Raw genomic sequence first — 12,064 nt, 5'->3', positions numbered from 1 at the left:
CCGGTCAGCGACCTGACGAGGTCGTCGACGGGCAGGCGCACGTCGGTGACGCGCCATTTGAGGCCGTCGCGGGTGAACACGAAGACCACCGGCACACCGTCCGCGTTCTGCACGGTCGCGGTGAAGCGGGATGCCGATTCGTAGTGGTAGGCCGCACCCTGCAGCGGGTCGAACTTGCCGCCCGGTTCGCTCGAATGCTCGACGGGGTAGCCCATCGCGCGACGGACGACGCTGCGGCCCTGCAGGATCGCGCCGATGCCCGCGGGCGTCGCCAGCGCATCGACCACGCCGCCCGTCATCGTCGCAGTGACCTGGCGTCCAAGCTCCTTCAGTCGGCTGTCCGTCGAGGGGTCGCCCATCTTGCGGGCTAGGTAATCCTCCAGCTGCGCCTTGACGCTCGCGCGCACCATCGGGAAATCGACGTCCTGCTCCAGCGTTCGCATGTCGCCCCGCTGCACGGCGTCGCTGATCGAACGTGCGGTGAGGAACGGCCCCGCGGCCACATAACCGGCGAGGGCGAGAACGGCGACGAGGAGGAGGGCGATCAGCGTCTTCATGCGTGCAGCCTAGCGAAGGGCCGTGAGCATCGTGGCGACGCCGTGCTCAGGCCGCGGGTTCGGGTTCGACCGCCGCCCGCACGCGGTTGCGGCCCTCGCGTTTCGCGCGATAGAGCGCCTCGTCGGCGCGCGGCACCAGCGTACGCAGGCTCGCGCTGTGCGCACGGCCGCGACTCCAGGCGACGCCCACGCTCGCGGTCACGTTGAAGCCCGGCGCGAACGGCTCGCAGTCGATCACCTCCACCGCACTGCGGATGCGCTCCGCCACGCTGAGCGCCTGCTCGAGCGTGCAATCGACGAGCAGCAAGGCGAATTCGTCGCCGCCCCAGCGCGCGGCGATGTCGTGCTGGCGAGCGTGGGCGCGGATGACGTCGGCGACGCCCTGAAGCGCGATGTCGCCGGCCGCGTGGCCGTGGAGGTCGTTGATCGGCTTGAAGCCGTCGACGTCGACCAGCATCAGCGCCACCGGATGACCCTGCGCAAGGTGCTCGAGTTCCTGGTTCTCCAGCGCCTGGTCCAGCGCGCGGCGATTCGACAGCAGCGTGAGCGCGTCGGTGCGCGCCAAGCGTTCGGCGATGCGCGTCTGCACTTGCAAGGCATGCGTGCGTTCGTCGACGAGGCCGCGCAGGCGTCGCTCGGTATGGCGCAGCTGGCCGACGCGCGCACCATAGGCGAGGCCCAGCAGCACGATCGCGAACAGCACGATCACCACCCACACTTCGGCGCGCTGCCACCAGTACGGCGTGATCGAGAACTCGAGTCCACCGTGCGAGACTTCCGGTTCGCCCGGTACCCACGCCTCGATCCGCAGATGGAATGCTCGCGGCGGCAGGCTGGTGAACTGCACTTCGCGACTCGTGCCGAGGTCGATCCACGACGACGCCAGTCCGTCGAGCCGATAGCGGTAGTGGACACGCTGCGCATTGATCAGCGTTGGCGCGACGAAACGCACGACGATGCGGTGGTCGCCCGGCGCGAGTGCGGACGCCGTGTGCGGATCGCGTTCGCGTCCGTCGACTTCGAAGCGCTCGATCGCCACGGGCGGCAGCGGAAGCGGATGGCGCACGGCGGCGTCAGGGTCGAGCCGCACGACGCCGATCGCCGTGGCGACCCAGAGCTTGCCCGCCGTATCGAGCGTTGCCGCAGGCATCGAGCCGCCGTTGGCCTGCGCGGACGCCATGCCGTCGGCGCGGCCGAAAAGATGCACGTCGATGCGCGCGCGACGACCCGCGGCGACGTCCTCCAACTCCGCCATGCGCAGTCGCGCGATGCCTTCGTTGCCGGTCAGCCAGAGGCGGCCCTGCGCATCCGGCACGGCCGCGAAGATCTTCTCGAACGGCAAGCCTTCCGCGCGTGCGACGCGCCGGGGCGGGCCGCCGTCGCGGGCGACGCGCACGAGGCCGCGGTCGGTCGCCAGCCACAGCGCATCGCCGCCGGCCGAGGGCACGAAGCCATAGACGTACTGCGCGTCGGTGGGCCGCAGATCGACGGCGCTCGCGCGAGCGTTGCGGATCACGGCGGCACCGGCGCTAGTGCCGACCCAGATCGCCCCGTCGGCGTCCTCGTGCAGCGCCTGCACGAACTCCGCGGGCAGGCCGTCGTGCGCGCCGTAGACGCGTTGGGAGGCGTCGTCGTGCACGACGACACCCTGCTTGGTGCCGATCCAGATGCGGCCATCGTGCGCGGCGAGCAACGCGCGCACCTCGTTCGACGGCAGACCGTCGTCCATCGTGATCGCGTCGACGATGGCGTCGCCGTGCAGGCGCAGCAGGCCATCGTGGAAGGTGCCGACGAGCACGTCCCCCGACGCGTCCTCGGCGAGCGCCAACACCGACGCATCCGCCAGCCGTGTGCCGAGGCCGATGCGCGTGATCGCGCCGGTGGCGGGATCCATGCGATCCAGCCCCTGTCCGCTCCCGATCCACAGCTGGCCGTCGCGCGTGACTAGCGTGGCGCGGACGAAGTCGTCGGCCAGACCCTGTTGGCGGGTGTAGGTGTGGATGGGCGCGGCGCGCAGTCGCACGAGCCCGCCGTTCGTGCCGACCCAGAGACTGCCTTCGTCGTCGCGGCCGAGCGCCAGCACGCGGTTGTTCGGCAGGCCGTCGGGGGCGTCCAGCCATTCGATGCGGTCGCCGTCGACGCGCGCGAGGCCGGCGTTGTTGGTGCCGACCCAGGTCACGCCGCTCGGGTCGCGCCAGATGCGCGTTGCGGTGCGCGTGGCGAGGTCGGGGTGGAGCAGCCCCACCACGCCGTTCGCGACGACCAGTGCGCCGTGTTCGGTGCCGACCAGCAGTCCGCCGTCCGCGAGGGGGAACAAGGAAAACACGGGGCCAGCCGAGAGGCCGGTGATGTCCGCGGGCACGGCGCGGTCGCCGTCGATGCGCGCGAGCCCCTGGCTCGTCGCGACCCAGATGCGGCCGCGCGCGTCGCGGGCCAGCGCGTTAACCGTGTCGCTCGGCAGGCCGTGTTCACCGTCGACGACGGCGCGGCGCCCGTTGGTGTCGATACGCACGAGCCCGCCGCGCAACGTCGCGACCCAAAGCCGCCCGGCGGGTTCCTCCAGCAGGTCGGTGATCAGGCCGTCGACCGGGGGACGCGAATCCCAGCGGCCGTCGTGCCAACGGACGATGCCGCCGCGCGCACTGCCGGCCCAGAGGTCGCCATGCGGGCCGATGTGCAGCGCGCGTACGCTGTCGTCGCCGAGGCCCGGGATGTCGTCACGCCGGTACAGGCGGAACTCGTGGCCGTCGTAGCGCGCGATGCCTTCCCACGTCGCGAGCCAGAGGTAGCCGTCGAGGGTCTGGCCGATGCCGTTGATCGTGCTGTGCGGCAGGCCGTCCCGCGTCGTCCAGGACTCGACGAAGTCGTCGCCGAGCGATTGCACGGCGTAAGCAGGCAGGGCGAGCGCAACCATGAGGAACAGCATTGCGACGGCGCGTCGCATCGACGTCCGTAGCCCCGCTCCCACGAAGGCGCGGGCACGCGCACGCGCGCGTGCCGTCAGCGTTGCTGCCATGGCCCCGACCGGTTGGATCCCCCGGGCTACTTTGCCACGCCGACGCCGCGGATTACCGGCTTAACAGGATTCCAACGCGGCGGGCCGGGCTCGCCCTGTTCAGGCGAGCTCGTGCTGCCGCTCGCGGCCCCAGGCCTCGACGGCGTCGAGCAGTGCCGCGATGCGGCCGTCGCCTTCGCGCTCTGCACGCAGCGTGCGTACCTCGCCGAAGAACGAGTCGAACGTGTACTCCGACCGCGTCGTGTCCGCGAAGCGCTCGCGGCGATAGCCGTTCCACCGGTCGTGCTCGTGGTGCTGCAACGAATCGCGCCAGTTGCGGGCGCGATAACGGAACAGCAGCTCCGGCAGGCGCGCGTCGCTGAAACCGAAGTCCGTGTCGCCGAGGTGCTTTGGCGGCGTGCCGCGGACGTCGGGAAAGCGCAGGCGATCGGCGTCGGGAAGGAAGCCGTCGTACAAGGACGCATCGCAGTCCGATGCCGCGCGGTCGGGCATCGTCGCGAACACGCGACGCACCTTCTCCGCGATCTCCGGCGCGCGTTCGCGAATGCGCTGCGCGTTGCGTTCGACGCGGTCGACATCGATGCGCAGGCGCTCGAGATCGGCCGCGCGCAGGTGATCCCACGCCACCAATGCCGGGCAGCGGTTGAGGTGCACTTCCTTCAGCGCGATCCGCTCGACGCCCTCCGGCAAGTCGTCCTGCTTGACGTACAGGCGCTGCGCGATCACCCCGGGATCCAGCGTCAGGAGCGAATCCGGATCCTGGTCGAGATCGAACACGACGACGCGGTTGCCGATGCGCGGATGCATCGCGAGCGGGATCACCGGCGCTGCGCACATGCGGCTCGCGGGAAAGCGCTGCGAGACATGCAGCACCGGCGTCATGGCGACCACATCGAGGAGCGTCGCCGCGAACTTCTTGTCGCGCAGGCGCAGGCAGTAGTCCCAGAGCCGCGGCTGCGCGGCTCGCAGCCGTTGGCCGAGCCCGATCAGGGCGCGCACGTCGCTCAAGGCCTCGTGCGCATCGCCGATGCGGACGCCGTTCGCGTTCGCCAGACCTTCCAGCGTGAACGTGGGCGTGCCGTCGTCGCGATAGACCCAGTGGATGCCATCGGGCCGCAACGCGTGCGCGAGGCGCATCACGTCGAGGAGATCCCAGCGGCAGTTGCCGCCGCGCCACTCGCGTTCGTACGGGTCGTAGAAGTTGCGGAAGAGGCCGTGGCGCACGAATTCGTCGTCGAAGCGCAACGAGTTGTAGCCGGCGGTGCAGGTGCCGGTGCGCATCATCTGTTCGTGGATGCGCGCGAAGGCTTCGGCCTCGTTGACGCCGTGTTCGAACGCGTGTTGCGGCGTGATGCCGGTGATCGCCGCCGCGGTCGGGGAGGGCAGAAGGTCATCGGCCGGTTTGACGTAGAAACAGATCTCCTCGTCGATCTGCTCAAGGTTCGTATCGGTGCGGATGCCCGCGAACTGCGCGATACGACTGCGGCGCGGACACGCGCCGAAGGTCTCGAGGTCGTAGAAGAGAAAACTGGACGTCACGCGGACTTCCCAAGCGGCGGCAGGCGTTCGGTGACGAGGCGATCGGCGAGCGCGCGGTCGATCGTGTCGAGGCTGGAATGGCCGCGTGTCACGTCCGCCAGCAATTCGCGCTGGACACGACCGCGTTCGAACGCCGTCGCATACGGAATGCGCATGAACGTGACCATCGAATAGCGCGGCACGAAGCGGTCAGGATGGCGCGCGGCGAGTTCGAGCTCGAGTGCGCGCTGCAGCAGGAAGTCGTCGTTGTCGACGCGATCGCGCATCTCCAGATAGTTCTCGAGCGCCATCTGCTGGATCGCGCGCGCGTTCGGCAAGCGCTCCGCCTGGAACGCGGCGAACGCGCTGGCACGGTCGGGCGCGTTGTCGAGATGCTCGGCCAGTGCAACGCAGTCTTCGAACGCGCAGTTCATGCCCTGGCCGTGGAACGGGACCATCGCATGCGCCGCGTCGCCGAGCAGCACGGCGTCGCCGCCGAGGTGCCAGAGATCGAGATAGAGCGTCGCCAGCGTGCCGGTCGGGTGGCTATCGAAATCCTGCTCGAGATTCGGAATGAGCGGCGACGCGTCGGCGAAGTCGCGCTCGAAGAACGCGCGGGCTTCTGCACCGTTGCGCACGGTGTCGAAGCTCGGCTCGCCGTGGCTCGGCAGGAACAGGGTGACGGTGAACGTGCGTTCGTCGTTCGGCAGCGCGATGCACATGTAGCGGCCGCGCGGCCAGATATGCAGCGCATTCGGCTCGATGCGGAAGCTGCCGTCATCGCCGGGCGGGATCTCCAGTTCCTTGTAGCCGTGGCCGAGGTTCTCGGTGCGCTCGCCGAGGCCCTCGCGCTTCGCCATCGCGACCCGCAGCGCCGAGCCCGCGCCGTCCGCGCCCACCAGCGAATCGAAGCCAACGTCGAGCAGGCCACCGCCGGCATCGGCGAACGTCGCGACGTGCCGATCGAAATCCGCCGCGACGAGACCGCGGTCGAAGTGCAGACGGGCACCCGCGGTCTCGGCGATGTCGAGCAGGCTGATGTTGAGCTCGCCACGATGGATCGACCAGATGACTTCGCTGTCGTCCCGGCCGTAACGCTGCAGGTCGGTGCGGCCGTCGGCGAAGTGCACCATGCGGCCGCGCATCATCACGGCATGCGACATCACGGCGTCGTCGGCGCCGGCCAACCGCAATGCATGACGGCCGCGTTCGGCGAGCGCGAGGTTGATCGAGCGGCCGCCCGCATAGCCGCGAACGCGCGGGTCGCCGCGCTTCTCGTAGACGTCGACGCTCCAGCCGCGCTGCGCGAGCAGGGTGGCGAGCAGTGCGCCGGCGAGGCCAGCGCCGATGATCGTGATGCTGCGGGAGTTGTCGCTCACTTGCGCATCCATTCGGTGGTCGGGCCGAGTTTAGTGGCAGGTTGCACGGAAGGTACGCACGCTTCAGCGCGATGAACGCCGCCGCGGCCTTCGGTCAGGCGTCCGCGGCCCAGCGCTCCACCTCGCGTACGAACCGCAGCACGTCGTCGTGCGTGTTGTAGAGCGGGGCGGGGGAGATGCGGATCACGTCGGGCTCGCGCCAGTCGCCGTGCACACCGTGGGCTTGCAGATGCTCGAACAGCGCTCGGCCCCGCTCGCGGCCGCCGTGGACGCGCAGCGAGAGCTGGCAGCCGCGTTGCGCGGTATCGCGCGGCGTCAGGATGTCGAGCGTGCTCGACAGGCGCGCATCGATCAGCGCTTCGAGATAGCCCGTCAGCGACCGCGATTTCTCGCGCAGCGCCGGCAGGCCGGCGCGGTCGAACAATTCCAGCGATGCGCGCAGTGGCGCCATCGACAGGATTGGCGGGTTGCTCAGCTGCCAGCCGTCCGCGCCCGGCGCCGGGACGAACTCGGGACCCATGCGGAAGCGCGTGGAAGCGTCGTGGCCCCACCAGCCGGCGAAGCGCGGCACGTCCTCGCGGGAGTGGCGCTCGTGCACGAACGCGCCCGCGACTGCGCCGGGACCCGAGTTCACGTATTTGTAGTGGCACCAGGCGGCGAAGTCGGCGTCGCTGTCGTGCAGCTGCACGTCGAGATTGCCGACCGCGTGCGCGAGATCGAACCCGACGTTCGCGCCCGCTTCGTGCGCGAGCTTCGCGATGGCCTTGAGGTCGAACGCCTGGCCGGTGCGGTACTGCACGCCGGGCCACAGCACGAGCGCGAGGCGGTCGCGGTTCTGGTCGATCGCGCGTTCGATCGCCGCCATCGAGATCGTGCCGCTCGGCGAATCGGGCTCGACCTCGATGAGATCCTTCGACGGATCGAACCCGTGGAACGCGACCTGCGACGCCGTCGCATGGCGGTCCGACGGGAACGCGCCCGCTTCGATCAGGATTGCCGGCCTTTCGCGCGTCGGCCGGTAGAAGCTCACCATCAGGAAATGCAGGTTCGCGGTGAGCGTGTTCATCGCGACGACTTCGGACGGCTTCGCGCCGACCAGTCGCGCCAGCGGCTCGCGCACGAGCTCGTGGTAGCCCATCCACTGCGCGTCGCCGGTGAAGTGGCCTTCGACCGCGTCGTGTTCCCACTTCTGCAGCACCGTTTCGACGTGCGCACGCGCGCCGCGCGGCTGCAGGCCCAGCGAGTTGCCGACGAAGTACGCCATCGGCTCACCGTTATGGCGCGGGATCAGGAATTCGTCGCGGAAGGCGCGCAGCGGGTCGGCCGCGTCGAGGGCGGCGGCGTGCGCGTCGGTATAGAGATCGGTCATTCGTCGGAGATCAGGCGAAGCGGGAGAGCGGCAGGCCGAGCCATTCGAGCGCGGTGCCGTGGTAGAGGCGTTGTTGTGCGGCGTCGTCGAGATGCAGCGCGGCGATGCCGGCGCCCGGTTCCTGCTCGCCGAGCGGGAACGGGTAGTCCGTGCCGAGCATTACGCGGTCGGCGCCGCAGGTGTCGAGCAGGTACTGCAGGGCGCGCGGATCGGCGACCCAGGAATCGAAGTACAGACGCGACAGGTAGTCGCGTGGATTTCGCGGGTTGTCCGTCGCCACGAGGTCCGGGCGCATGTTGAAGCCGTGCTCGATGCGGCCGATCGTGTACGGGAACGAGCCACCACCGTGCGCGAGGCAGACCTTCAGCTTCGGCAGTCGTTCCAGAATGCCGCCGAAAATCAGGCAGCACGCGGCGCGCGACTGCTCGGCCGGCATGCCGACGAGCCACGGCAGCCAGTACTTCGGCATCGACTCGCTGCCCATCATGTCCCACGGGTGCACGAGGATGGCCGCGCCCAGTTCCGCGGCGGCTTCGAAGAATTCGAACAGTTCGGGCGCGTCGAGGTTCCAGTCGCCGATGTGGCTGCCGATCTGCACGCCCTGCAGGCCGAGCTGGTCCATGCAGCGCTCGAGTTCCTGCACGGCGAGGCGCGGCGACTGCAGCGGCACCGTGCCGATGCCGGCGTAGTGGCGCGGATGGTCGTTGACCGTCTGCGCCATGTGGTCGTTGAGCGCCTGGTGCAGCTCCAGCGCGTGCTGCGGCTTGGCCCAGTAGCTGAACATGACGGGCACGGTGCTGATGACCTGCACCTGCACCCCGAAGCGCGCGTAGTCGTCGATGCGCTCCTGCGCGTCCCAGGTCTTGGACCAGATCTCGCGGAAGAACTTGCCGTCCTTGTAGATACGGTGGCGGCCGTCTTCGGTGTGGTGGATGACCGGGAAACGGGCATCGCCGTACTTGCGCGCGAGGTCGGGCCAGTCGCGCGGCAGGTAATGGGCGTGGGTATCGATCTTCAGCATCGGGCCGACGGCGCGCTCGGGAGCGGCAAAGATAACCGACGGCCGGCGCAGCCCCGGCGGCGACCGCGCATGAGCGGTCAAGGTCCCCGGAGAATCCGAGATCGACTCAGGTGACGTCCGCCTCCGTCGTCGCCTGCAGCTCGTAGCGGCTGGGACGCGGATTCAGGTGGCCGCAGGCCTTGCAGGTGCGCAGGTGGTCGTCGCGATAGAACCGCTCGAACACGCGGAAGAAGTCCTGCTCGATGTCGACGAGGTGGAAGAACTCCTCGTACACCTTCGCGTTGCAGCGCTCGCAGAACCACATCAGCGCATCGTCCTCGTGCGGCAGGCGCTTACGCTCGATCACGAGGCCGACGCCACCTGCCGCGCGCTGCGGGCTGTGCGGCACGCGCGGCGGCAGGTAGAACATCTCGCCTGCGCGGATCGGGATGTCGCGCGCCGCGCCGTCCTCCTGGATGCGCAGCACCATCTCGCCTTCGAGCTGGTAGAAGAATTCGGGCCCTTCCTCGAAGTGGTAGTCGGTGCGCGCGTTCGGGCCGCCGACGATCATGACGATGTAATCGCCGTCGACGATGCACTTGTTGCCCACCGGCGGCTTCAGCAGCTCGCGGTGTTCGTCGACCCACTTCTGCAGGTTGAGGGCGTCGGGGAGTTTCACGACCGCAGCGCCGCCACGCACTTCATCTCGACCGCGATCGGCGTCGGCAGATAGCTCACGCCCACGGTGGTCCGGCACGGCGCGCGCTCCGGCGACGGGAAGTACTCCGCCCAGATCTCGTTGAACACGCGGAAGTCGTGCGGCAGGTCGGTGAGGTAGACGGTGACATCGACCAGATCCTCGAGGCCAAGGCCCGCCGACTCCAGCACCGCGCGCACGTTGCGGAACACCGCGCGGCACTGCGCTTCGATGTCGTAGCTCATCAGCTTGCCGTTCTGGTCGCGGACATCGCCGCTGACCTGGTTGGTGTCCGGATCGCGCGGGCCGATGCCCGAAAGCAGCAGCAGGTTGCCGACGCGCCGCGCGTGCGGGTACATGCCGACCGGTCGCGGTGCGTGATCCTTCAAGACGATGCTGTCGCTCATGCGGTTCGCTCCGATGACTCGAGGTGGGTGAGGGCGCGCTCGTACGCGTCGGCCAGTGACGTGGTGCCGTCGACGTGCAGGCCGAGATCGCGCACGAGGCCGTCGTCGAGCCGGTAGCACCACGCGTGCACGGTGACCTGCTGCCCACGCGCCCATGCATCCTGCAGGATCGATGTGCGCGCGACGTTCACGACCTGCTCCAGCACGTTCAGCTCGCACAGGCGGTCGTGCATCGCGTGCTCGTCCCCCAGCGGCTGCAGCATCGCCTGGTGTTTCTCGGCCACGTCGGCGACGTGGCGGACCCAATTGTCGGCGAGGCCGAGTCGGCGATGCGTCAGTGCCGCATGCACGCCGCCGCATCCATAGTGGCCGACGACGAGGATGTGCCGCACCTTCAGCACGTCGACCGAGAACTGAAGCACCGACAGGCAGTTCAGGTCGGTGTGCACCACGACATTCGCGATGTTGCGGTGGACGAACACCTCGCCCGGCGCCATGTCGATGATCTGGTTCGCCGGCACGCGCGAATCGGAGCAGCCGATCCACAGGTATTCCGGGGCCTGCTGTTGCGACAGGCTGGCGAAGAAACCGGGGTGCTCGCGCTCGATGCGCGCGGACCAGTCGCGGTTGCGTTGCAGAAGGTCGTCGAGGGTTTCCGTCACTCGCAGTTCTCCAGGCAGATTCCGACATTCTTGGGTTCGGTGAAGAAGCGCATCGCTTCCCAGCCGCCTTCGCGGCCGAGCCCGGACGCGCCGGCACCGCCGAACGGCGTGCGCAGGTCGCGTTGCATCCAGGTGTTGATCCAGACCATGCCGACGCGCAGGGCGGCGGCGAGACGATGCGCGCGGCCGAGATCGTGCGTCCATACCGACGCCGACAGCCCGTAGTCGCCGCAATTCGCAAGCGCGAGCGCCTGTGCTTCGTCGTCGAACGCCTGCACGGTGACGACCGGGCCGAAGATCTCGTCGCGATTGGTCGCACAATCCGGGCCGAGTCCGTCGATGACGGTCGGCTCGAGGTACCAGCCCGGACGGTCGACGCGATGGCCGCCACAGACGAGCCGGCCGCCTTCGTCGGTCGCGCGCGCGATCGCGGCGGTGACCTTGTCGAAGTGGGCTTGCGAGACCAGCGGACCCATGTCCGTGTCGGTATCTATCGGGTCGCCGACGCGCAGCGCGGTGACGCGCTCGACGAAGGCGTCGACGAACTCTTCGTGGATCGACCGTTCGACCAGCAGGCGCGATCCGCACAGGCAGATCTGCCCGGTGTTCTGGAACGCCGAGCGCACGAGTGTGTCGAGGTGCTCGCGCCACGCGCTGTCGGCGAATACGAGCGTTGCGTTCTTGCCGCCGAGTTCCAGCGACACCTTCTTCAGCAGAGGCGACGCGATGCCCGCGATGCGTCGGCCGACAGCGGTGCTGCCGGTGAACGTGACGGCCTTGACGTCGTCATGCGACACCAGCGGCTCGCCGACGTCCGCGCCCAGCCCATGCACGATGTTGAGCACACCGGCCGGGAAACCGATCTCGCCGCAGAGTTCGCCCAGCAGCGTCGCCGTCCACGGCGTGATTTCCGATGGCTTGGCGATGACCGTGTTGCCGGCCGCGAGTGCCGGCGCGATCTTCCACGTCAGCAGGTAGAGCGGCAGGTTCCAGGGCGAGATCGCCGCGACGACGCCCAGCGGCGAGCGCAGCGTGTAGTTGAGCCCGGCTTCGCCGTGGTGCGACTCGCTCGCGAACTGCGTTGCCGCATGTGCGAAGAAGCGGAAGTTCGAGATCGCGCGCGGGATCTCGATGGTTCGCGTCAGTCGGAGCGGCTTGCCGGCGTCGCGCGATTCCGCGGTCGCGAACGTTTCGAGCTTGGCTTCGATGCCCGCGGCGAGGCGCTCCAGCCACATCGCCCGTTCGCTGTTGCGAAGGGCCGCCCACGCCGGCGCCGCGCGCTTGGCGGCGTCGACCGCAGCGTCGACATCGGCGGCGTCACCCGCCGCGACCTGCGCAAGCACGCGACCGGTGGCCGGCTCATGCACGTCGAGCCAGCGATCCGTTCGTGACGGTACGGACTGCCCGTCGATCCAGTGATTGAGGCGCATGCCGACAAGCTTAACGGACCGCGTGTAGC

Annotated in this window: 10 protein-coding genes; all 10 read right to left on the bottom strand. The window is 69.0% G+C overall.

The genetic code is table 11. From position 1 onward, the window contains the following. Window positions 1–557: DUF2939 domain-containing protein (locus EVS83_RS13595; RefSeq protein ID WP_133499894.1), on the bottom strand; the 557-nt coding region annotated here is incomplete at its 3' end. 46 nt (window positions 558–603) lie between these two features. Continuing rightward, window positions 604–3,483 (bottom strand): ligand-binding sensor domain-containing diguanylate cyclase, encoded by a 2,880-nt coding sequence (locus EVS83_RS13590; RefSeq protein ID WP_208108750.1) that lies wholly within the window; start codon window positions 3,481–3,483, stop codon window positions 604–606. A 189-nt stretch (window positions 3,484–3,672) separates the two neighbouring features. Then, window positions 3,673–5,112 carry an exodeoxyribonuclease I gene (gene sbcB, locus EVS83_RS13585; protein ID WP_133501569.1) on the bottom strand — a complete coding sequence of 480 codons (1,440 nt, stop codon included), beginning with the start codon at window positions 5,110–5,112 and terminating at the stop codon, window positions 3,673–3,675. Then, complete coding sequence (locus tag EVS83_RS13580; protein WP_133501568.1) at window positions 5,109–6,482, bottom strand: FAD-dependent oxidoreductase; 1,374 nt, start codon at window positions 6,480–6,482, stop codon at window positions 5,109–5,111. Before EVS83_RS13580 ends, sbcB begins: the two co-directional genes overlap by 4 nt. Before the next feature lie 82 nt (window positions 6,483–6,564). Then, window positions 6,565–7,839: a kynureninase gene (gene kynU / locus EVS83_RS13575; RefSeq protein ID WP_133501567.1), complete on the bottom strand. Its 1,275-nt coding sequence runs from the start codon at window positions 7,837–7,839 to the stop codon at window positions 6,565–6,567. Between the two features lie 10 nt (window positions 7,840–7,849). After that, window positions 7,850–8,860, bottom strand: coding sequence for an amidohydrolase family protein (locus tag EVS83_RS13570; protein WP_133501566.1), 1,011 nt, complete (start codon window positions 8,858–8,860; stop codon window positions 7,850–7,852). Window positions 8,861–8,966: 106 nt separating this feature from the next. Next, window positions 8,967–9,518 (bottom strand): 3-hydroxyanthranilate 3,4-dioxygenase, encoded by a 552-nt coding sequence (locus tag EVS83_RS13565; protein WP_133501565.1) that lies wholly within the window; start codon window positions 9,516–9,518, stop codon window positions 8,967–8,969. After that, window positions 9,515–9,943 (bottom strand): RidA family protein, encoded by a 429-nt coding sequence (locus EVS83_RS13560; RefSeq protein ID WP_133501564.1) that lies wholly within the window; start codon window positions 9,941–9,943, stop codon window positions 9,515–9,517. The genes EVS83_RS13565 and EVS83_RS13560 overlap by 4 nt, the downstream gene beginning before the upstream one ends. Further along, window positions 9,940–10,605, bottom strand: a complete 666-nt coding sequence (gene can / locus EVS83_RS13555) for a carbonate dehydratase (RefSeq protein ID WP_133501563.1) — start codon at window positions 10,603–10,605, stop codon at window positions 9,940–9,942. The genes EVS83_RS13560 and can overlap by 4 nt, the downstream gene beginning before the upstream one ends. Then, window positions 10,602–12,035 carry an aldehyde dehydrogenase gene (locus EVS83_RS15925; protein ID WP_133501562.1) on the bottom strand — a complete coding sequence of 478 codons (1,434 nt, stop codon included), beginning with the start codon at window positions 12,033–12,035 and terminating at the stop codon, window positions 10,602–10,604. Before EVS83_RS15925 ends, can begins: the two co-directional genes overlap by 4 nt. Between the last annotated feature and the right edge of the window lie 29 nt (window positions 12,036–12,064).

The sequence above is a fragment of the Cognatilysobacter terrigena genome (assembly GCF_004361065.1).
Classification (GTDB): Bacteria; Pseudomonadota; Gammaproteobacteria; order Xanthomonadales; family Xanthomonadaceae; genus Cognatilysobacter; species Cognatilysobacter terrigena.
Note: the sequence above shows the minus strand (reverse complement) of the source record. Positions and strands in the feature narration are given on the sequence as shown.

Excerpts from the sequence above, each read along its gene's own strand:
- EVS83_RS13590 (WP_208108750.1), bottom strand. The coding sequence starts at position 3,483 with ATGCTGTTCCTCATGGTTGCGCTCGCCCTGCCTGCTTACGCCGTGCAA.
- EVS83_RS13580 (WP_133501568.1), bottom strand. The coding sequence starts at position 6,482 with ATGGATGCGCAAGTGAGCGACAACTCCCGCAGCATCACGATCATCGGC.
- kynU (WP_133501567.1), bottom strand. The coding sequence starts at position 7,839 with ATGACCGATCTCTATACCGACGCGCACGCCGCCGCCCTCGACGCGGCC.
- EVS83_RS13570 (WP_133501566.1), bottom strand. The coding sequence starts at position 8,860 with ATGCTGAAGATCGATACCCACGCCCATTACCTGCCGCGCGACTGGCCC.
- EVS83_RS13560 (WP_133501564.1), bottom strand. The coding sequence starts at position 9,943 with ATGAGCGACAGCATCGTCTTGAAGGATCACGCACCGCGACCGGTCGGC.
- EVS83_RS15925 (WP_133501562.1), bottom strand. The coding sequence starts at position 12,035 with ATGCGCCTCAATCACTGGATCGACGGGCAGTCCGTACCGTCACGAACG.